Source organism: Virgibacillus siamensis (assembly GCF_900162695.1).
Taxonomy (GTDB): domain Bacteria; phylum Bacillota; class Bacilli; order Bacillales; family Amphibacillaceae; genus Lentibacillus; species Lentibacillus siamensis_A.
Genome location: NZ_FUIH01000007.1, coordinates 2205872 through 2228202, shown reverse-complemented (window position 1 = coordinate 2228202; position 22331 = coordinate 2205872). Strand labels below are relative to the sequence as shown.

General features: G+C 41.9%; 17 protein-coding genes, 1 pseudogene and 2 riboswitches. Of the genes and pseudogenes, 11 read left to right on the top strand and 7 right to left on the bottom strand.

Annotation, left to right across the window (positions count from 1 at the left end):
* Window positions 1-217 precede the first annotated feature (217 nt).
* On the top strand, window positions 218-859 hold the full coding sequence (locus B1K71_RS14915; RefSeq protein WP_077328424.1) for a LuxR C-terminal-related transcriptional regulator: 642 nt from the start codon (window positions 218-220) through the stop codon (window positions 857-859).
* Window positions 860-987: 128 nt separating this feature from the next.
* Window positions 988-2016: pseudogene (locus B1K71_RS14910) on the top strand (DUF3231 family protein).
* Between the two features lie 217 nt (window positions 2017-2233).
* Here the strand turns inward: B1K71_RS14910 and B1K71_RS14905 are convergent.
* Window positions 2234-2770 (bottom strand): TraR/DksA family transcriptional regulator, encoded by a 537-nt coding sequence (locus B1K71_RS14905; RefSeq protein ID WP_077328422.1) that lies wholly within the window; start codon window positions 2768-2770, stop codon window positions 2234-2236.
* Between the two features lie 80 nt (window positions 2771-2850).
* The gene (locus B1K71_RS14900) at window positions 2851-3297 is read right to left on the bottom strand and encodes an OsmC family protein (protein WP_077328420.1); all 447 of its coding nucleotides are present in this window, start codon (window positions 3295-3297) and stop codon (window positions 2851-2853) included.
* A 160-nt stretch (window positions 3298-3457) separates the two neighbouring features.
* Window positions 3458-3564: riboswitch (SAM riboswitch) on the bottom strand.
* A 431-nt stretch (window positions 3565-3995) separates the two neighbouring features.
* On the opposite strand from B1K71_RS14900, the gene B1K71_RS14890 reads away from it, so the two are divergent.
* Entirely contained in the window at window positions 3996-6548 is a 2553-nt protein-coding gene (locus B1K71_RS14890) for a beta-N-acetylglucosaminidase domain-containing protein (RefSeq protein WP_245799299.1), read from the top strand.
* 47 nt (window positions 6549-6595) lie between these two features.
* Here the strand turns inward: B1K71_RS14890 and B1K71_RS14885 are convergent, their stop codons facing one another.
* Window positions 6596-7567 carry an N-acetylmuramoyl-L-alanine amidase gene (locus B1K71_RS14885; RefSeq protein ID WP_077328416.1) on the bottom strand — a complete coding sequence of 324 codons (972 nt, stop codon included), beginning with the start codon at window positions 7565-7567 and terminating at the stop codon, window positions 6596-6598.
* A gap of 303 nt (window positions 7568-7870) precedes the next feature.
* Between B1K71_RS14885 and B1K71_RS14880 the strand changes: the two genes are divergently transcribed.
* A complete protein-coding gene (locus tag B1K71_RS14880; RefSeq protein ID WP_077330279.1) occupies window positions 7871-9814 on the top strand; it encodes an LTA synthase family protein in 1944 nt (647 codons plus the stop codon).
* 189 nt (window positions 9815-10003) lie between these two features.
* On the opposite strand, the gene B1K71_RS14875 is transcribed toward B1K71_RS14880, so the two are convergent.
* From B1K71_RS14875 to B1K71_RS14865, 3 genes are read right to left on the bottom strand one after another with little or no spacing between them, the layout of a single operon-like run.
* Entirely contained in the window at window positions 10004-11047 is a 1044-nt protein-coding gene (locus B1K71_RS14875) for an aldose epimerase family protein (protein ID WP_077328414.1), read from the bottom strand.
* Window positions 11044-12549, bottom strand: a complete 1506-nt coding sequence (gene galT, locus B1K71_RS14870) for a UDP-glucose--hexose-1-phosphate uridylyltransferase (protein ID WP_077328412.1) — start codon at window positions 12547-12549, stop codon at window positions 11044-11046. Before galT ends, B1K71_RS14875 begins: the two co-directional genes overlap by 4 nt.
* A gap of 1 nt (window position 12550) precedes the next feature.
* On the bottom strand, window positions 12551-13723 hold the full coding sequence (locus B1K71_RS14865) for a galactokinase (protein ID WP_077328410.1): 1173 nt from the start codon (window positions 13721-13723) through the stop codon (window positions 12551-12553).
* Window positions 13724-13957: 234 nt separating this feature from the next.
* Between B1K71_RS14865 and B1K71_RS14860 the strand changes: the two genes are divergently transcribed.
* The 4 genes from B1K71_RS14860 (at window position 13958) to B1K71_RS14845 (ending at window position 17745) form a co-directional block, all read left to right on the top strand.
* Entirely contained in the window at window positions 13958-15319 is a 1362-nt protein-coding gene (locus tag B1K71_RS14860; protein ID WP_077328408.1) for a glucose transporter GlcP, read from the top strand.
* A 39-nt stretch (window positions 15320-15358) separates the two neighbouring features.
* Entirely contained in the window at window positions 15359-16336 is a 978-nt protein-coding gene (locus tag B1K71_RS14855) for a LacI family DNA-binding transcriptional regulator (protein ID WP_077328406.1), read from the top strand.
* 123 nt (window positions 16337-16459) lie between these two features.
* Window positions 16460-16506: riboswitch (PreQ1 riboswitch) on the top strand.
* Window positions 16507-16573: 67 nt separating this feature from the next.
* On the top strand, window positions 16574-17071 hold the full coding sequence (gene queF, locus B1K71_RS14850) for a preQ(1) synthase (RefSeq protein ID WP_077328405.1): 498 nt from the start codon (window positions 16574-16576) through the stop codon (window positions 17069-17071).
* 50 nt (window positions 17072-17121) lie between these two features.
* A complete protein-coding gene (locus B1K71_RS14845; protein WP_077328403.1) occupies window positions 17122-17745 on the top strand; it encodes a queuosine precursor transporter in 624 nt (207 codons plus the stop codon).
* 282 nt (window positions 17746-18027) lie between these two features.
* Here B1K71_RS14845 and B1K71_RS14840 read toward each other — a convergent pair whose 3' ends face one another.
* Window positions 18028-18846, bottom strand: coding sequence for a metallophosphoesterase (locus tag B1K71_RS14840; RefSeq protein WP_077328402.1), 819 nt, complete (start codon window positions 18844-18846; stop codon window positions 18028-18030).
* A 321-nt stretch (window positions 18847-19167) separates the two neighbouring features.
* Between B1K71_RS14840 and B1K71_RS20180 the strand changes: the two genes are divergently transcribed.
* The 3 genes from B1K71_RS20180 to B1K71_RS14825 all read left to right on the top strand — a co-directional run bounded on the left by B1K71_RS20180 (window position 19168) and on the right by B1K71_RS14825 (window position 22044).
* Window positions 19168-21267: a response regulator transcription factor gene (locus B1K71_RS20180; protein WP_245799297.1), complete on the top strand. Its 2100-nt coding sequence runs from the start codon at window positions 19168-19170 to the stop codon at window positions 21265-21267.
* Between the two features lie 199 nt (window positions 21268-21466).
* Window positions 21467-21829, top strand: coding sequence for a DUF192 domain-containing protein (locus B1K71_RS14830; protein WP_245799296.1), 363 nt, complete (start codon window positions 21467-21469; stop codon window positions 21827-21829).
* A gap of 35 nt (window positions 21830-21864) precedes the next feature.
* Window positions 21865-22044, top strand: coding sequence for a Flp family type IVb pilin (locus B1K71_RS14825; RefSeq protein ID WP_077328398.1), 180 nt, complete (start codon window positions 21865-21867; stop codon window positions 22042-22044).
* Window positions 22045-22331: the final 287 nt, after the last annotated feature.

Here is a 22331-nt window from a genome sequence, read left to right as displayed (position 1 = left end):
ATGGGGCTTTGCAACGTAGTTATACTCCTTTTGAGGGATAGTTTTACCATGTTTCTCTAATGTTTGATAGTATTCGGCAAAAATAGAAGCTAACATTTACAGGAACCGACAAAATTTTCTTCCGGAACTAGATATAATAGACTAGGATAGCGATAACAGGACGATGCTCGCAGTTGTGAAATACGTCCCAAATATTATATAAGGGGTGGCTGTATTCATGAAGGTAGTAATTGTTGATGATTTTCCATTAATCAGAATAGGATTGGCATCTGCACTGGGATTGGACGATACATTCGATATTGCCGGAGAAGCAGGGAGTTACGAACAAGCAGTGGAACTGTTTGCGGAAGTCAACCCGGAAATCGTATTGGTTGGCGCTCAATTGGCCGATGAATCCAGATTTGACCTGATAACGGAATTGATGAATCAGGGAACCACATGTAAATTTATCATTTTGACATCCTCTACATGTGAGTTGGACTTTCGGCGGGCACGAGAGCTGGGGGTGGATGGTTACCTTTTAAAAGAAGCTTATCCGGAAGAATTGCTTCATGCTATAAAGGTAGTCAGTAAAGGACGCAAATATTATGACCCCAGTGTAATGGATTTTGTGATCAACGCCGCGGACCATTTTGCCGGAGAAGAATATCAGGAAAAGCTGACTCCGAAGGAAATGGAAATATTAATTGAACTGGGTAAGGGGTATTCGAATAGACAAATTTCAAAGTCAATGTTCATAACAGAGTACACCGTAAAAAAACATGTCAGTCAAATACTAGCAAAACTTGCCCTCACCGACAGAACCCAAGCTGCCCTGTACGCCAACGCAAAAGGCTTCGTACAGTATGTAATCAGCTGAAATTCGACAGGTGACAGGCGCCGCCTGAATTTTGTTGTAAAATATCGAATGGAAATCCGTGGTTTCGTATAAGATGTATGTTGTTGCGAATAATATTTGTATTAATGGATTTTGCAGGAGGTTCTTTTATGGGTGAAAATAAGATTCATCTGACTTCTTCCGAGATTGCGGGTCTGTGGACGGGTTATATGAATGATAGTATGGCACGCTGTATGTTGCGATTTATGCTGAAAGATATACAGGATTCGGATATAAAACCGGTTTTACAGCATGCCTATGATATATCGGCAAAACATTTGGAGCAACTTGAGGCTGTTTTTGAGGACGAAAAGTGTGAAATTCCAGTCGGATTTACAGAAAGTGATATCAATATGGATGCGCCTTGGCTTTTTACCGATTTGTTTTGCCTTACATATGTAAATCATATGGCAAAGGTTGGAATGATAACGTATAGCGGATTTTCCTCCATGTCCTATCGGGATGACATGCGTCAATATTTCTCCCGGTGTTTGATTGAAACAAATGAACTTTATAACCTATCAATGGGAGTGGCGCTTGAAAAAGGTGTAAATTCAAGACATCCTTATATTGAGCTGCCGAAGCGAACTGATTTTGTCGATAGCAAAAAGTATTATAGCGGAATTAATCCATTTGGGGATAAGCGTCCACTAAATGCAATCGAAATCTCACATTTGTATTTTAATGTAATGACAAATTCCCTTGGGATTAAATTATGTTTAGCCTTTGCACAAACGTCACCAACAAAGGATGTTCAGCAGTTTATGCTGCGGGGAAGAGAAATTTCAAAAAAAGATATGCAGATTTTCGCGGATATGTTGGTGAATGAAAATATTGAACCGCCGCATTTGCCGGATGTCGGGGTAAGCAACTCAGCAACATAAACGTTTTCCGATAAATTGGCGATGTTTCACATGTCGTTGATTATGTCATCGGGGATTGGAAACTATGCCACAGCAGCAGCAGCCAGTCAGCGCTCTGATTTAGTAATCAATTATGAGCGTTTGTCATTGGAAGTTGCCCGGTTATCGAAAAGCGGTGCGGATATTATGATACAAAACAACTGGCTTGAGCAGCCGCCAGGTACCATAGACCGTCAAAAACTAGCCAAAAAGAAACGCCAAGGATTTGATGGGTGACAAAATTCGACAGGTGACAGGCTATGTCAAATTAAGGTTGCGTGGATTTTTATATGGAGGGGCTGGGCCAAAGTGTATTATTAAAAAGAAAAAACCGAACGAACAAATTCGAAAATGGAGCGTATAGCCGCTCCGGAAATATACTTATTGTTCGGCTTTTGGATTACACTTTTTTGATGTGCCCCAGCCTCTTTGGGATAATGGCGCGCTGTTTAATTTACCATTTAGTCTGGTCGTTTGGTTCTTCATTGAATCGGGATGGATCATCCGCTCTTTCAATTGTATTGTGTTCCTTTTCAATTCGTTCAAGTGTGCGGTTTCTGGAGTCTTCCATTTGACCGCTTGGCTTTAGAAGCTTACTGGTATTGTCGTCTGCAGCTGTTGCCGTCTGATTCTGCTGTCTTCTGTAACTATTTTCAGCCTTGACAGTTCGTTTGGTGTACGGAATTGCTTTCAACCGTTCAAATGGAATTTCCTTTCCAGTGTCCACACAGATACCATAGCTGCCATCGCTTATTCGCTCCAGTGCTTCATTTACCTGGGTTAACTGCTCCTCATTTAAACTGCTTTCCGCAATTTGCTGCTGGCGGTCCACAAAAGCCCCGGCGGAATCCGCAAGATGGTTATCTGCAACATTCAATTCGTCTGGATCATTTTCGACTGCCTGTTCCGCAGAATCCTGTTCCTTCAAGTTTTTTCTCATACTCAAAAGGTCATTCTTTAACTCATTTAACTGCGTATTTGTCAGTGTCACAGAATCACTCCTTTAGTTAGTTTCTTCCTTCTCTAAAAGGAGTTTAAACTGTGCATGTGACATAAATAATTGGTTTCCAATCAGGTGGCACTTATATAATTCAGGTTCTTTACGGCAGTTCCCTGTAATGTATCTTTGACTGGACAAACTTTTTCAACGTGCTCAATTAAGGCCTTTACGTTTTCATCCGGGGATGGAGAATCGATGTCAATTCGATAACGTATTTCCTGATATCCCGGTCGAACGTTAGGGTTTTTCCCTTGAAAACCATCCGGATCGAGATCCCCTTCGATGTGTACGCTAAGATCCTTTACTTCAACCGAAAATTGCTTCGCGAATGAAGTTACCAGTACATTGATGCACCCTCCCAGTGCGCCAAGCAAATACTCCACCGGATTTGGAGCCTGATCAGTGCCACCGAGTTCTCTTGGTTCATCAATATTAAATTTCTTTCCTTGCACATCTGCCGTTGAAAGAACTCCATTTCCACTCCATGTTACTTCAGATGCGAATGTAACGTTTGCCATTATAAATTCCTCCTTAGGGTTGGTTTGCATTTTTTAAGTAAAGTGATTGAAATACTCGGGTTTAATTGTGTAATTTACATGTTTCCTGCTTGCAGCCACTCATTAAAAAACACCTCCTTCTTTTTTAAAGAAGAGGTGTAACTACGTATATCCGAGCCTCTCCTTATCTTTAAGACAATTGTGTCTTTTGGATTTGGCACAGTACCCATGGCGGGTCCGCTGCCGAGGCTTCCAAGGGCCAATTCCCTCCACCTCTCATGATAAGAATTTCATGAACTATTATGAAATTGTTTAAAATAGTACGACACATTGAAGCAGATGTCAAGTCCTTCTGAAGAATTTTTTCGCCAGGTGGGAGGCAACACTCGAAATTTGTCGAATTTTACAGTACTTTATTCATGGGTTTTGCTAAAATAGGTCAAATGAAGTTGAAGCTTGGGGGAAAAGATGCTTCTGAATGTCTATGGGAATTTTTCGATATTTTTGATATATTTTTGATAGAGATGATAGTGAGCTGGAATATTCAAGGGTACAGCAATAATTTTATAGAACTACATGTTACTAATTCGATTAGGCATGGTGATAACTGAAGAGAAGTTCTCTTTCCTATCACCATGCCTTTTTTATTAACTTTATGGTTGATAGTGCATTATTTTAGTATAAATTATCAACAAATACCAATTCAAAGGAGGAGAAAGATGGAGAAATCCAGTTACGTTAAAATGGCGGTGCTTGCTTGTCTTGCTTTATTTATATGTGCACCATTATTTATGAATGCAAAACAGGTACATGCAAAAGGGGAAGAAAATCCGGCCATAAATCCAAAGCCACAGGAAATAACAGACTTGGGTAAGGGTTTTCCGCTGACACCGGTCGTTGGCTTGGTGATTGGAGAAAACACAGATGAACAGGCAGTCCGCGAAGTAGTGGATGCACTAAAATCCGCAGATGTAAAGCGGATTGTCCGTAAGAAGTCCGGTGACGATATCAATACACCGGTAACGATTTGGATCGGCGGACCGGGGGAAAATTCGGGGGCCGCTGATGTATTAAGCAATCTTGGAATCGAAGGACCGGCAGCTTTGAAAGATGAAGGATATGTTCTAGCCGCCAAAAATGCGGACGAAAAACAGATTGTTCTTGCTGGGAAAGATAAGGCGGGTACATTTTATGCAGCTCAGACGTTCAAACAATTGATTCTGAAGAGAACTGGAAGGGATTGGGTTCCTGCAGTAGAGATCCGTGACTGGCCGGAAATGCCGATCCGCGGGTCTATCGAGGGATTTTACGGTCCGCCGTGGACAAATGAGGACCGGCTCAGCCAAATTGAATTTTATGGGGATAATAAGCTGAATACGTATATTTATGCACCAAAAGATGATCCATATCACCGTGAAAAGTGGCGGGAGCCCTATCCTGAAGATGAATTGGCAAAACTGGATGAACTGATAAATAAATCAAACGAAAATCATGTTCAGTTCACGTTTTCGTTGTCACCTGGAAACACGGTTTGTTTTTCTGGGGATGAAGATTTTAATTTATTAAAAGACAAGATGCAGAAAATGTGGGATCTTGGCGTCCGATCTTATGCCATTTTTTTGGATGATATAAGTAAAAGTCTGCATTGTGAACAGGATCAGGAAAAATTCGGTGATGATGAGAATCCCGTTGCAGCAGCCCATGCGTATCTTTTAAATCGTTTTAATGAAGCATTTATCCAAACACATGATGGGGCGAAACGTTTGATTACAGTACCGACAGAATATGCCGGAAGCAGCTCAACGGCCTACCGTGAGCGGTTTGCAGAGTTGCTGCATGATGACATTGTCGTGATGTGGACAGGGCCAAAGGTTGTTTCGGAAAAAGTTACCTCGGAAGGTGCGGAAAAGACAGCAACTGTTTTTCAGCATGATTTACTTTTATGGGATAACTATCCTGTGAATGATTATGACCGTAATCGATTGTTTCTTGGGCCCCTCGTAAAAAGGGATGCCAATTTGACGGAACATGGTGTGATCGGATTGACCGCGAATCCGATGAATGAGGCAGAAGCTTCGAAAATTCCACTGTTTACGATTGCTGATTATACATGGAATCCAAAAAATTATAACCCGCGGGAATCATGGGAACGCAGTATTCAGTCATTTGGCGGAGAGGCAGCAGATTTATTGAGAACATTTGCGGAGAATTCGTATTCTTCTCCGATTAATAATACAGAATCGCTGACCATTAAACCACTGATTGAACTATTCTGGGAATCCTATCAGAAGGATAATGCTGATCAGGCAAGAAGGGAGCTGATTGCAGAATTTGAAAAGTTGCAGCAGCTGCCTGGAAAAATGCTTGTTCAAATGGAAAATAAACACTTTTTGGAAGAAATAGATCCCTATTTGGAAAAGTTGAGCACGTATGGTGAAGCGGGTGAATTGGCAGTCAATTATTTAGTTGCGGAAAAGAGCGGCAATAAAGCGAAGGCGCGTAAATATCGGGAAAACCTTATAGAGGTTATAATTGATACGCAAAACACCCCGCAAGAAATTGGTGTTGGTGTGATAAAGCCATTTCTGGTGCAAAGTGCATTGAACATACCGCCAATGGAATTAATGCTGCAGCCATCGATTGATGCATTCATGGAATCGTACGAAACAGGGGATGCGGAAACCGAGGCAGCGGAACTGATTGCTGCGTTCGAAGAAATGAATCAAATGCCGGAAAAACTTCGTGAGGAATTGGACGATGAGGACTTTTTGAAGTCGGTTGAACCATATTTGCAAAATCTGGATGTCTACGGTAAGGCTGGTGTGGCAGCCGTTCACTATCTGATGGCCAAAAAAGATGGACAGCAGGAAAAAGCAGATCAATACCAGGACGAACTTAGAGACTTAATGATTCAGGTAAATGAAATGCCGCAAAAAATTGGAGCAAGTGTCATAAAACCATTTTTGATGGACAGCATGTGGGAGGCAAATGTTACAAATTACCGGGAACTGGATGGAGTGAATACGTTTCGGGGTGCCGGGGAGCTTATAAAGTATACCCCTGAACAGGGTGAACGGACCGGAACAAATCAGTGGGGATATGAAGTAACAGTTGTGGATGGCGTTGTTGTCGATAGGGGAGGGAATAATTCCGTAATTCCGGATGACGGATATGTTCTTAGCATCCACGCCAACGACTGGCTGCGGGACAACGCAAAACCCGGAACCCACATCCAAATCCAAGACAACATCGTACTGATCATCGAACAGTAAGAATAGGAAGAAAAAACGGGTGGTGCCTGCACTACCCGTTTTTAATATTATTTGCGGAATTGATGTTCAAGTGCGTTTGCTATACTTGTTGCGACTTTATTCCGGTATTCCGCTGATTGGATGCTTTCAAGGTCTTTTGGATTTGTTATAAACCCAAGTTCCATCAGTATTGCAGGGTTGCTGTTGTTGCGCAGGACATAATAATCTTCGTTTTGTGTTCCGCGGGTTTTTAGTTCGATATTTTTTGTTAACGCATTTTGAATTGATTCCGCAACATTTTTCGATTTCATGTCTTTACTGTAAAACGTGCTGACTCCTCCAACAGAAGATTCCCCAAATGCATTAAAGTGGAGACTAATAAATAAGTCGGTCGGGTTGTCATTACTGATTTCGACACGTTTTTCCAGTGAAATATAAGTGTCGTCTGTCCTGGTTAAGGTTACCCCTGCGCCTTTATTCCGCAGCTTTTTGGCAACTGCTTCAGCTGTTGACAGTGTAAACCTTTTCTCTTTGGCATGTTCCGCACCAATTGCTCCCGGGTCTTTGCCCCCATGGCCTGGATCAATCACAATATGATACCCGGATAAAGGCCTGTCTTTGTCGATGGATATGGAGGTTGTCAGGACTTGTCCTGGTTCAAATTCTCTCGTGGATGCTTGCGGCTTACTATTATCATCGACAGTTTCCGATTCCGCGCTTGCCATTTCCACATTGGCAGCAGTTTCATCATGTGTTGTAATTTCTTTTTTATTAGAAATAAGGTACTGCGATGCTACCCATACCTTTTGCCCGTTAAAATAAGTTTGTGCCCAGCCATACTTTTCCTGGAAAATGGTAACACTATCTCCTCTGACCAGATGGCCCACGGTTTCAGCATCATGTGCAGGTGCAGCTTTCACATCCATCATTTCTGTTCCGACCGAATAAGTTTCTTCATTATCCGCATGGACTGCCGGAATGAAAATAAGGAAAATCAATAAACCTCCAAATATTAATGTAAACAAATGCTTCCCCAGCATAAAAACTCACTCCCAAATAATAGATTGCTATTTTACAAGACTGTCCATAATAGAAGAAAAATATACAGGTGCCTGGCATCACCCGAATTTTGCCGGGAAATGTAGGATTCAGGCTGGTTAGCTGTAAGGGGTTTGGATTTTTGGGGTTTTGGGAATAAATGCGGCTATGGGAACATTTTTTGGTGAGTGTTATAATAACATCTATAAAAATAGTAAAATGGATAATTAAACACTTGCTTGTTATGAAAATATGTGTTTCAATGAATAGATGATTTTATAATTTAAAAAAGGTTTGGGGTAATGATGAATAAACTGACGAACCAATATAAATCAATATCGAAAATGGGTTTCTTCTATATTGCAGGTATTATGCTTTGGATTAAATCCTATCTGACGTATGTATTCGAATTTAACCTGGATATCCAAAATGTGATGCAGGAATTCTTGCTGTTTATTAATCCAATCAGTTCTGTACTGATTTTTCTCGGGTTTGCATTGTTTGCAAAAGGAAAACGTGCAGGTATCTGGATTATTGTATTAGATTTTCTGATGAGTTTTCTTTTGTATGCGAACGTTGTTTATTATAGGTCTGCAGCGGATTATATTACACTTCCGACTCTTACTCAGACAGATAACTTCGGCAGTCTGGGGGGCAGTATTCTGAATCTGATGGCATGGCACGACTTGTTCTATGCATTGGATCTCATTGTCCTGATAGGATTGTACTTTTGGAACAGAAACAACTGGTCCAACAGCCGGATGGGATTCCGCAAGCCGATGCTTGTTATCGCGATAGGAGTCATGACATTCTGTGTCAATCTCGGGCTGGCGGAAGTAGATCGGCCGGAGCTTTTAACAAGAACATTCGACCGTAACTATATTGTAAAGTATTTGGGCTCGTATAACTTTGCCATTTATGATGCGATTCAAACGGCGCAATCATCCAGACAGCGGGTGCTTGCAGACAGCAGTGATATTACTGTAGTGGAAAACTATACGACCAATAAATATGCCGCACCGAATAAGGAACTTTTTGGTGCAGCAAAAGGTAAAAATATCATTAAAATTCACCTGGAGTCGTTCCAGTCGTTTCTTATCGATTACAAGCTTCATGGTGAAGAGGTAACACCATTTATCAATTCACTTGTTCACAATGAAAAGAAGAATTTCACGTACTTTGATAACTTTTTCCATCAGGTGGCGCAGGGAAAGACTGCTGATGCTGAATTGATTATGGATACTTCGCTTTATCCGCTTCCACAGGGAGCAGCTTTTGTGACGAAGGGAAACAATACGTACCAGGCATTGCCTGCGATTCTGGGACAAAAACAAAATTATACGTCAGCTGTGTTCCACGGTGACAACAAGAGTTTCTGGAACAGGGATGAGGTATATAAGCATTTTGGTGTTGATAAGTTTTTCCACGCCAAGTATTATGATATGAATAAGGAAAATGTCATTAACTATGGATTGAAAGATAAACCATTTTTTAAACAGTCGATTCCGATGCTGAAGTCGCTGGATAAGCCGTTCTATGCGCATATGATGACATTGACGCATCATCATCCATATTTGATTGATGAGGATGAGGCATCCATTAAACCGGCAAATACAGGTGATCCATCCGTTGACCGCTATTTCCAGACAGCCAGATATCTGGATGAATCATTGAAACAATTTTTCAAGGATTTGAAGGAAGCCGGATTGTATAAGGACTCTGTTATAATGATTTACGGTGATCACTATGGTATTTCCGAAAATCATAAACCAGCAATGAAGCAGATTACCGGGGAAAAGATAACGGACTTTAAGCATACGCAGCTGCAGCGAGTACCGTTTATGATTAAAATTCCTGGTGTTGATGGCAAAGGCACTGTGCACGAGTACTCCAGCCAGGTTGATGTTATGCCGACTATGCTGCATTTGCTGGGAATCAAAGCGAACAACTATATAATGTTTGGAACGGATATGTTCTCTAAGAAGCATGATGAATATGTTGTGTTCCGTGACGGTGATTTTGTAACTCCGGAATATACAAAAGCATCCGGGAAGTTTTATGACAATGATACAGGTGAGCTGATTAAGGAACCGACCAAGGAAATGAAGGAATTAGAAAAGAAAGTTCTTCATGAGCTTGAACTGTCCGACAATGTTTTATATGGTGATTTGTTGCGGTTCTATGAGCCATCTGAATCCTGGAAACAAGTGGACACATCAGAATTCTCGTATTTGAAAAAGGAAAAATAAAAATCGGGTGGTGCCAGGCACCACCCGATTTTTGTTCTTAATAGTTTGACTGGCAGTAATCCTCGCTGAAAAACGCGAGGAAACTGCCAGTTCAAGCCCGATTGGTTCAACTAATATTCAGTGGGAAACCACCACTGAATAAAGTTTCACAATATACGTTGCTAAACGGGCGCTTCCGCTTTTGTTCATTTATTTAGTGTTGATTGTGAAAGTTGTTGTGGTGTGATAGGGCTGATCTGGTGTGACAAGGATTGACGGGAAGTTGCTATTGGTCAGTGCTGCCGGGTGTTTTTGTGTTTCCAGACAAACTCCGGCATATCTTCCGGATTCCCCGCCGTCAAGTTTCAACCCATCATCAAGATTATTGGATGTATACAATACCAGCCCGGGTTCATTTGTTGTAACTGTCAATGTGCGTCCGCTTTCAGGTTCATATACAGTAACATCGGGATCCCCGTTCTTCTCAAACAGAAAATAATGATCATACCCATTTCCAACAATTTTATTTTGTGGATGAATTGATTGAATCCCATCCTGTATGGGTCTTCCGCTTGAAAAATCAAATGGAGTCCCAGCCGGATCAAGTATGCTGCCAGTAGGAATGAATTCTTGATCCAATTCGGCGAAACCGGCATTTTTCATGGTGATGTGATGATTCGCAACTGACTGAGTGACGTTTCCACTCAAATTAAAATATGTATGATTGGTCAATGCAAGCGGGGTGGTTCTGTCAGCTTCAGCGTGATACGTAATTCTGAGCCGGTTGTGATTGTCCAGTTCATAGCATACATTTATTCGGACATTGCCTGGATAACCTGATTCCATATCAGGACTGTCCAGCGATAGTCTGACACCAACAGTCGTCTTCGTTTCATATGGATCCGCATTCCACAGTTTATGATGAAAACCATTTGGTCCGCCATGAAGATGATTTTTCCCGTCATTGGCGTCCAAATAATAGGCTTGATTATTTATGGTGAAAGCTGCATTTGGGATTCTTCCGGCGACGCGGCCAATGATTGCGCCAAAGAAGGCGGGGTTAACCGCATAATCCCGATAATTTTCAAAGCCAAGAACAACATTTTCAACGTTTCCATGGCGATCCGGAGTTATGATCCGGCTAATGATTCCGCCAAAGTTCAGAATGCTTACTTCCATGTTACTATCGTTAAACAACGTAAACTCACGCCATGTTTCCCCCTGAACTGTCATCACATTTTCTGTTATATTCATGGACGCTCCATCCTCTCATTAACGGTTTGAAGGAACCTTTTAAATGCCTTTTCACCAGTATTCGTACGTTTAAACACGCCAGCATGCTCTAAAACCCGAGTGAATTTTTTACCCAATTCTGTCCGGATAATGTCTGTTGCTTTACTTTTGTCCGATTGCTCACCATATGCAGCTTTTATTTCCAATGCCCAGTCTTTATGATAAGCAGCAACATTGTTCTTTTCGCCGAGCAGAAGTTTTCTGATTTCATCGAGTTCATCTTTTAATCGGGCCGGCAGAACGGCAAGTCCCATCACTTCGATTAAGCCGATATTTTCTTTTTTAATATGATGCACATCAGCATGCGGATGGAAGATTCCAAGCGGATGCTCATCTGATGTGCGATTGTTGCGCAACACAAGATCGAGTTCATAAGCCCCATCGCGAATCCGGGCAATCGGCGTTATGGTGTTATGTGGTGTGTCGCCGGTAAAAGCATTGATATCAGCTTCTGTATCAGTGTATCTTTTCCATGTCTGCAAAATATGGTCAGCAGCATTAAGCAGTGGTTTCTGTTGGTCACATTTCAGGCGTAAAACGGAAAGAGGCCAATTTAGAACTGAAGCAGATACTTCTTTCCAGTCATCCAGTTCAACTGAACAGGCATCCTCTGCATCTGTCATGGCAAACCGGTATTGGCCGCCCTGATAGTGATCGTGTGACAGGATGGATCCACCGACAATCGGCAAGTCAGCATTTGACCCGATAAAATAATGCGGGAATCTGTCTGTGAAAGCGAGCAGCCTTTCAAATGTATTTCGGTCAATCCGCATGTTGCGGTGTTCCTCTGCAAAAACAATACTATGTTCATTATAGTAAACGTATGGTGAGTATTGCAGATGCCAATTTTCCCCAAGCAGCGGCACTCTGATGACACGGTGGTTCGCTCTTGGCGGGTGTCCGGTACGCCCTGCATATCCTTCATTTTCAATGCACAGCACACATTTCGGATAGTTGATATTTTGTTTGATTTCGCGCTCCCGGCGGATTTGTTCCGGATCTTTTTCCGGTTTTGACAAATTAATGGTGATATCCAAATTTCCATAATCTGTTTTGGTTTTAAAATGAATGTTGTTGGCGATTCGTTTCGTCTGAATGTAGTTGCTGCTCTTACTCAGCTGATAAAAATAATCGGTTGCCGACTCAGGTGACGATGCATATTTTCTCCAAAAAGCAGCATTGACCGTCGAAGGCAGGGGAACCATACAATTCATGATATTGGCAGCAAGTATTTCTTTTTCGTCCAAAACATTATCGATCAGCTCGTTCTGAACGGCATAATCGACCAAATGTTCAAGTAAATCCGGTATCGTTTCATCTGTTGCAGCTTCTGTTTTTTCAGGGAAATGATCAAGCTGCAGTTTGTGCATGATTTGATTGCGCACATAAATATGGTCTGTTTTTTCAATTAAGCCGGTTTCGATTCCCTTGTTTATCAGACAGGAAATAGCGTTATAAATCATATTATTGCTCCTTTGCCGTTTTTGCACCGTCACTGATCGCTGCGGTGTAAAATGTTGGTTCGTAGCCAAACTTCGCTTGATATGTTTGATTGACGTATTGTTGAAAGGCATCCTTTTTATCATTTTCCACAATCGCGATGGCGCATCCGCCAAAACCTGCACCTGTCATGCGTGCACCGATAACTCCTTCTTGGCGCCAGGCAGCTTCTGCAATTGTGTCGAGTTCCGGTCCCGTAACTTCATAATCATCCCGGAGTGACCGATGTGATGCATTCATTAAAGCACCAAATTCCTCCAGGTTTCCATTACGTAAGGCATGCAGTGCATTCAATGTACGCTCATTTTCCGTGATAGCATGTTTTGCACGCTTGCGGTGGATGGGGTTTTCTATGAGTTGCTCGTACTGATGGAATGTGTCCGCAGTTAGTTCACCAAGGCTTTTAATGGGAAGTTCCGTCTGCAGATCAGCAAGTGCCTTTTCACATTCCTGACGCCGTTCATTATATTTAGATCCGGCAAGTGTACGCTGTTTGTTCGTATTAATAATCATAATGGCATGATGGTCAAGTTTGATTGGGGCATAGTCATATGCAAGTGACTGACAGTCCAGCAAAATGGCATTGTCTTTTTTGCCCATACCAATCGCGAATTGATCCATAATCCCACTGTTGACACCAAGATAATGATTCTCAACTTTTTGCCCGATTCGTACCATGTCAATCCGGTCAATTTTCAGCTGGAATAGATTTTCCAGTAATACACCAGTAACCATTTCAATCGAGGCTGATGAAGAAAGACCGGCGCCATTCGGGATGTCACCATAGAAAAGAATATCTGCACCATTTCTGATGGAATAGCCGGCATCCAGCACGTATTTAATCATGCCTTTCGGGTAATTTGCCCAGTTATGTTTTTCCGAAAAAGCTAGGTCATTCAGGTCACATTCAATGATGCCAATCTCAGGAAAATTCATGGAATAAAACCGTAGCTTGCTGTCATTACGTTTTTTTCCAACTGCATATGTTCCAAATGAAATGGCGGCTGGAAAAACATGACCGCCGTTGTAATCTGTATGTTCCCCGATTAAATTGATTCTGCCCGGGGCAAAAAATGTCTGTATCTTATGATTTGCATGATTGAATATTTTCCGGAATTCCTTGGCCAAGTCGATCATCGTATAATTCCCCCTTATTTTTTCAAACGCTTACATTTTTACATTCAGTTTACTATATCAAACCGTAATATACAATAAAATATGATTAATTTTTTAGTAAAAATTATGGTAAAAAATATGTTGCCAGCAGAATTCCCGGCGCTGAAGAAATTTTCGCTTTACATGTATGCTATGAAAGCGTATACTGATTGATGAATTTACATCTTGATTATACAAAATGGAGGTTAACGGTTTATGGGTGGTAAAAATATTGGTAAAAAAATGATATTTTTCCTTGGTGCTTTAGGAGGGCTCTTGTATGGTTATGATATGGGGGTCATTTCAGGTGCATTGTTGTTTATAAAAGATGATATACCGCTGACAAGTTTTACCGAGGGTCTTGTAGTCAGTTCGATGCTGGTTGGAGCAATTTTTGGTTCCGGATTCAGCGGCCCGTTATCCGATAAATTCGGACGGCGCAGACTTGTATTTATGATTTCGCTTGTATTTATAGTCGGTGCACTTACATTGGCGTTTGCGCCGAATATGGAAACGCTTGTAACGGGACGGTTAATTATCGGCCTTGCGGTTGGCGGATCCACAGCAATTGTGCCGGTTTATTTATCAGAAATGGCACCGACAGAATCACGCGGGTCACTAAGTTCATTGAACCAGCTGATGATTACAATCGGAATATTGGCTTCTTATCTGGTAAACTATGCGTTTGCCGACATGGAGGCGTGGCGCTGGATGGTTGGACTTGCCGTCGTTCCATCGCTCATTTTAATGATTGGTGTTCTGTTTATGCCGGAAAGTCCAAGATGGCTGCTTGAAAATCGGAGCGAAGAAGCAGCACGGCGGGTTATGAAATTAACGCGTAAACCAGCTGAAATCGATAAAGAAATTGATGAAATGATTGAGATTAATCGCATTTCTGATAGCACATGGAATGTATTGAAGTCTTCCTGGCTCCGGCCGACGCTTGTCATTGGCTGTGCGTTTGCTTTATTCCAGCAGATAATCGGAATCAATGCGATAATTTACTACGCACCAACAATTTTCAGTGAAGCAGGGCTTGGCGATGCGACTGCAATCCTTGGAACAGTCGGAATCGGTTCTGTAAACGTTATAATTACAATTTTTGCCATCATGATTATGGATAAAATCGATCGGAAGAAACTGTTGATTATCGGTAATATTGGTATGGTTGGCTCACTGCTTATTATGGCCGGATTGATTTGGACAATTGGTCTTGGTTCAACAGTTGGAGCGTGGATTATAGTAGCATGCCTGACAATGTTCATTATCTTTTTCGCATTTACTTGGGGACCGGTACTTTGGGTTATGCTGCCGGAGCTGTTTCCGATGCGCGCCCGTGGTGCTGCAACAGGAATTGCCGCACTGGCATTATCAATCGGAAGCCTGCTCGTTGCACAGTTCTTCCCGCTGCTGACCGAAGTAATGGGTATTGAACAAGTATTTCTGATTTTCGCAGCTATTGGTGTTGCAGCTTTGATTTTTGTCATCAAATATCTGCCGGAAACGCGTGGACGCAGCCTGGAGGAAATTGAGGCTGAGCTAAGAGAACGGACTTCGGCTGCCAAAACGAATATATAAGAATGATTGTCTGCACTTTGCAGGATGGAGGTTGATGAAGTGGCAACGATAAAGGATATTGCTGAAAAAGCGAAAGTATCTATCGCTACCGTTTCCCGTGTGTTGAACAGTGACCCGACTATTTCTGTCGGTGCAGACACAAAGCAAAGCATTTTTGATGCGGCTCAACAGCTTGGCTATACCAAACATAAACGTAAAAAGCAAAAGCAGCTGAGGATTGCGATTGTTCATTGGTATACCGAGCAAGAAGAACTGAATGACCTGTACTATTACTCAATCAGACTGGGTGTTGAGAAAAAGCTTGAGCAAAACAATTACGCCTATATCCGATTGTTCCAAAATACGGATAAGAAACCTGATGTGGATGGCATCATCGCAATCGGCAAATTTTCCGCGCGACAGAAAAGGCAGTTGGAAAAATGGAGTTCAACGGTTTGCTTTGTTGATGATGTCCATGCCAGCCCATCCAGTGATTCGGTGGTTGTCGATTTTCATCAGGCGACTTCCGATATTTTGACCCGCCTGATGCAGCAAGGACATTCGAAAATTGGCATGCTTGCAGGTGAAGAGATGTTTTTTGGATCAAGCGAAGTTTTGGAAGACCCGCGTTTTAGAAGTTATTGCAGCATTATGAAGGACAAAGGATTATATAATGCATCCTACTGTTTTAAAGGTACTTTCACGGTCGATTCCGGTTATGTGATGATGGAACAGGCGATTCGGATATTGGGAGACGATCTTCCAGCCGCTTTCTTTTGCGCAAATGATTCGATTGCTGTAGGGGCAATGAGAGCACTAAATGACCACGACATTAATATTCCTGAACGTGTGCGAATTATTGGATTTAATGATTCCAGTGTAGCCAAATATGTCTCGCCGGCTCTGAGCACTGTGAAAGTTTATACCGAAATGATGGGAGAGAGTGCGGTTACGCTGCTGGAAGAAAGAATCCTGCAGCAACGCATCATAGCCAAAAAAGTCATCCTGGCAACACAATTGGTGGAACGCGAAAGCTAAATTCGACAGGTGAGAGGCACCACCCGAATTTTATCGGTAAATGTTGAATGGAAATATCGGTCGTTGACACGGGCATCTTTCCGCTATATACTATATCGAGTGAAATAGTTATATCCATTAATGATGGAAGAGGTTCTTAGCTTTAACCCTCTATAAAAAACTAGGGACGGATGAAGTGATTAGTAAACCATGTGCCTTAGGGCCGTGGTTTTTTCTTTTGTATAGGAGGTTTTGTGAATGGCGGGAAGACAGGATGATGAGTTAACGGGGGTTTCTCTACTGGGAAACCAGGGTACGACTTACGCTTTTGATTATACACCTGAAGTGCTTGAAACATTTGATAATCAGCACGCTGGCAGGGATTATTTTGTGAAATTTAATTGTCCGGAGTTTACGACACTGTGTCCGAAAACCGGCCAGCCGGATTTTGGTACGGTCTATATCAGTTATATTCCGGACGTGAAAATGGTGGAGAGCAAGTCATTGAAATTGTACTTGTTCAGTTTTCGCAATCACGGGGATTTCCATGAGGATTGCATGAACATTATAATGGACGATCTGATTGAATTGATGGATCCGCAGTACATTGAAGTGTGGGGAAAGTTCACACCGCGCGGGGGCATTTCCATTGATCCGTATTGCAACTACGGAAAACCGGGAACCAAATTTGAGCAAATGGCATCACATCGCATGATGAACCATGATATGTATCCGGAAAAAATCGATAATCGATAATATTTGAGGGTTAGCTTTGTTCTTTTTCCTGCGAGAGGGAAGGGATTTGTGTGTTTGTTTATTTAAATGCAATGTTTGTCGGACTTTTATTAATATCAAATATTTTGGGTGTGAAACTGTTCCGTATCGGTGACTATATTTTACCCGCAGCGGTTGTTGTCTATGTGGTCACATATCTGATTACGGATGTCATCGGTGAGTTGTATGGTAAAGAGGCAGCGCGAAAAACTGTATTAGCTGGGTTTGCAACGCAGGTTGTTGCGATGGTGTTTATCTTTATTGCCATACAGTTGCCTGCTGCTCCGGTATTTGTCATGCAACCTGAGTTTGAACAGATTTTAGGCGGCAGTTTCCGTGTTATGCTGGCAAGTCTCGTTTCGTATTTTGCCAGTCAAAACCTGGATGTTACGATTTTTCATTATTTGAGAGAAAAACAAGGAAAAAAAGGTCTGTGGCTGCGAAATAATGCCTCAACAATGACCAGTCAGCTTGTTGATACCGCTGTTTTTATCACCATTGCTTTTTTTGGAACAGTTCCAACCAGCGTTTTGCTCAGCATGATTTTAACGCAGTACGTGTTTAAACTTTGTGTCGCCATCATTGATACACCATTTGCATATTTACTCGTACGAATAGGCAGAAGGCAGCAAATTGCAGCAACAGAAGAGCAATAGCGCAAGCGCCCGTTTAGCAACGTACAAACTGGAGCACTCCGCAATGAGATAAAGGAAACACGGTGAGCTGGAAGCGAACCGATGTTGACTTTCACCGCAAGGGTATAAGTGCGACTAGGCCTCTGGTTTCACCAATCGGCAAGTCTTCTTTATCGTAGTGAGGAGTGTGAAGTTTGCTAGTTGCTGGGCGCTGGGGCTGGACGTGGCTCATTTGGTGATCCAATTATACACAAGCAAAAAAATTTTATATTTAAAAGGCGCTTCCATAAGGGAGCGTCTTTCCTATTGACCTATAATTGTCACTAAACTCAGCTGACTCTGATTTAAAAAACGTACCGGGATTCTGCTGGTGCCAAGCCCGCTGTCAATATAAAGATACTGTTCCGGTCCAAATTCAAATACGCCTTTATCAAGTTTAGGGAATAACCCCTGATCCGGTGCAATCAAAGCACCAAAAAACGGAGAACGTATCTGACCGCCGTGTGTATGCCCGCATAAAATAAGATCGGCAGGAATGTCACGATACATCCTAATAATGTCCGGTGCATGCGAAAGCAGAATGGTATAGTTGTCCGTATCCACACTATTGAATGCTTCTACTATATCCTCATGTTCTTTCGATGGATCATCCACGCCAACGAGATTCAAGTGTACATCCCGGATAGTAATACGGGTACTCTGATTGTTCAGGATGAAGACATTTCGTTCATGCAGTCCATTCAGAAATTCCGCTTTACGGCTGTTCGCCCAATCATGATTTCCGGAAACAAAATAAACGTGCTCATGATTTGCCGTTAACCGTTCCACCAATGAAAAAACACTGCCAAGCGTTTGTGTGTCATCATCCAAAAAATCTCCTGTCAAAACCAGAATGTCCGGATTAACAGCTTTTGCTGCATCAACCAGCCGTTCATTATTAAAACCGAACACCTTATTGTGCAAATCAGTCATCTGCAGAATAGTGAAGTTTGCTTCAGGCGGCAGCTTACTGCTTTTAAAAGAAACACTGTTCAGTTTGAAGTGGTTGGTTTCAAAGCGGATTCTTCGTAAAAGGGTAAATGCAGAAGCCAATAAGCCAAAGCCTGCTAACAGTTTTTTCATGCGGCACCTCTTCGTAAAGTAGTCTTTAATATGAAGTTTAGTGTAGCATAGAGGACTTTGTGTGTCATTTAATATTCCGGCTAACTCTGGCCGGATTTTCCATAAGATAGCGGATTGCCCCTTCCTTTGATAAGCCATTACCTTAATGGAATTTAATCGAAAGTTCTCTTTACTTTTCGTACTTTTTTGAATAAATAAGTCATCCTTCTTTAATTTTTGGAAATTATATACTATATTTGTAAATAAGAACAATGGGGGATAGGGTTATAAAACATGTAGTACTATTTTCCTTTTTCGTATGAGAAAAGAAGGGGAGAGTAGATGATAAACAACAACGAGCTAATGGAAAAAGCAATTGAATTATATGCTGAGCGTTTTGAACTGACTGCTATCGTAACAGATACGAATGGAGTCCCGATTCATTTGGTTAAAGGGAACAATCAGTTGTGTAATATTCTTCTGCGTCAGAACGGTAACAGTCTGACCAATCGAATGAGAGAGGCCCTTCAGGAACTCCGCATAGGCAGTGAACCGGTTTTTTACGAGATTATTCCAGGTATGCATACGCTCATTGCACCTGTTGAGAGTAAAGCGAACGGCAGGCAATTTTTATGGGCGGGCATGATGATCGGGGATGATTCAAGGGATTGGTTACGAAACCATCTTGAATTCATTGTTTCGGGAACACATGACTGGAAACGGATTCTGGAAAATACACCGGTTCTGACAAAAAGAAAAAAAGGCTTATGGATGAGCTGGATTCATAAACTGGTCCACCTTTCCACACTGTATGATAAGGAAATGGATACTCCACCGATGCAGAATAATTTGCTGCAGCGCGCTTCCTGGAAAAATGGTCTGGATATTAATGAACTGTTACACAATTTCGTCGGAAACAGGAATATCTTTGATTTTCTGGGATTTGCGGAGATACATAAAGATGATGAATATACGATAAACCATATAGCCGGTGAGGCGACAGAGGAACTGCTGGGGGCAACGTTCTCCCTGGGCGAGGGCTTTCTTGGCAGGATTCTCCTCAGCAATGATTATACAAAATGGGAAAATATAGAGGAGGATCCGCGGGCACGATTTTTCCACCGGTATTTCCTTTTTCCGAAGACGCTCTTTGGGTTCCCGATAATGAAGCATGACGGATCAACGGCGATATTATTTGGCGGTAAACTGCGAAATTCTTACATAGAAGAAAAAGAACTTGAAATAGGTCATATGCTTGCAGCGGTCCTGGAACGGAATCTGGTAACGAGCGCATTAAAACAGGAAAATATGAAACAGCTGCAGCGTCTTTCCTCGCTGGGTGAAATATGCAGGATGATGGTAACGGCACCAGATTTAAAAAGCACTTTATATATTTTGGTTGATATCGGACTAAGTATACTGGAAGGAACATTTTCCTGTATTATTTTAAAAGATTCGGAAAGCGGTAAGCTCAAACTGGTGTCACGCGGGAAACATCCGGAAGTGAAGACATTTGCCCGTAAAGTAATGAAACGTTATGAAGATAAAACAGATCACTTCAATGTATCACTGAAGGTGTGTGATGATGAAACCGCGTGGGAGCAGTCAGTGATTGAATGTCCGCTTTATTATAAGGACAGTTTGCTGGGGGTATTATGCATTGGCACAAACCTGACAACAGATACGCAACTGAGTAAGGAAATGAATTTTCTGCAGACGTTGTCCATTATCGGCGGCATTACATTGTTTTTGGCCAGCCAGGACCAAAAGCAGGCAGAACAGCGGCAGATTCAGACACTGTTCCGTTCGATTGAACAGTTTGATGTAGAAAGTTTTCGAAAAGCAACGGAAGCAACAAGGATTGCCGAAGAGTTTACGAAAAAAATCGGAATGAATCAGCTAGAACGGAGCATGATCAAATACGGCTGTATGCTTGCATCATATGATCATTCTTTTATTGAGGAAATGCTGTCGGAAAACAGGATAAGTACGATTCTAATGGAGAGCAATGAGGTACAAGCCGGGGAAAGAAACTGGGAATCAGCTGCCAGGGAAAGCCGGATTATCGCACTGATTTTATTTTATATTGATCATGATAATCTTGATACAGTTTCATTTCTCCCGGACTATCCGGATGAGATACTGGATAAATTTATTCAGTATATGAACGAAAATACGATTGTGGAAGAAGAATTTGATGCTGTAGAACTTCCCGTATCATCCGAAATGGAAGCTTTGGCGCTTTCACCACGGGAGAAAGAAGTTTTGGATCTCATTGTGGACGGATTAAACAATCGGGAAATCGCAGAAAAGCTATATATCAGTGAACATACGGTGAAAAATCATGTCACAAAAATCTTTCAAAAGCTGGATGTGTCGGATAGAGCGCATGCTATTTCAAAAGTCTATCAGATGAGGTATTCATCGAATAATTCATACTAAAGCTCAAGTTACCTGTTGTTAATCATGGCAACGGGTAATTTTTTTGTGTTCGTCATAGGAGTATATTCCTATTTCGTCAAATTTAGACAGAATAGGAATGCTGGCTGATGTCATTATTTTACAATTTTGTGCATAATTAGATGCAGCAATAAAGTCCTATTTTTTAAAAGGGTAAAATGTTCATCCGGGATATGGAGTGATGATTTTGAAGCTGGTCGACAGGAATACGGGGGAAGTCATTGCAACGGATATAGAGACAGCATATTCATTTTGGCCGCGCTTCAAGGGACTTATGCTGCGGAAGGACATGCCTGAAGGATCTGCCCTGCATATTTCACCATGCCCATCAATTCATACGTTTTTCATGAAGTTCAGCATTGATATTTTATATCTAAACAGGAAAAACGAGATTATCGGTATGGAAAGGGCACTATCCCCAGGTAAAGTCGGAAAACGATTTACCGGCGGACACTCGGTCATCGAGTTCCCGGCAGGCAGCTTACACAATTCCGCTGTTCATGTAGGTGATGCATTGGACTTTGTTGACGAAAGATGGGAGTAAAGAAACTTACTATATTTTAAGAAGGAGAGATTTACATGTTAGATCGTTTCGTAGGATTGTTCAAGGAAGAAGAAGGACAAGGTATGGTTGAATATGGTTTGATTATTGGGTTGGTTGCTGTTGTGGTTGTTGCGGCTTTAGTAGCCGTTGGTGATGAACTTGTAAATATCTTTGATGAAATAGTTAAAAAGTTAAAGGGAGAAGAAACAGTTTAAGTCTGCATTAGGAGGCTGGGACATATCATAAACGCATAATTCAAAGGACGAACAATTAGGTGATTAGCGGAGGAAATATACGCAGACTCCTGCGGGAGGAAAGGCATAGGTGAGACCCCGCAGTGCGTAAGCACGAGGAGGCTCACCAGCCGCCCGCGGAAAGCGAAGTATATTTCCGAAGCGGTTATACGCTCCATTTTACAATTGTTGTTCGGGTTTTTTGAGAGACTACGCTTTTGTCCCAGCCGTTTTTTCCCTAACCCTATCAAACCACGAATGAAAGGATG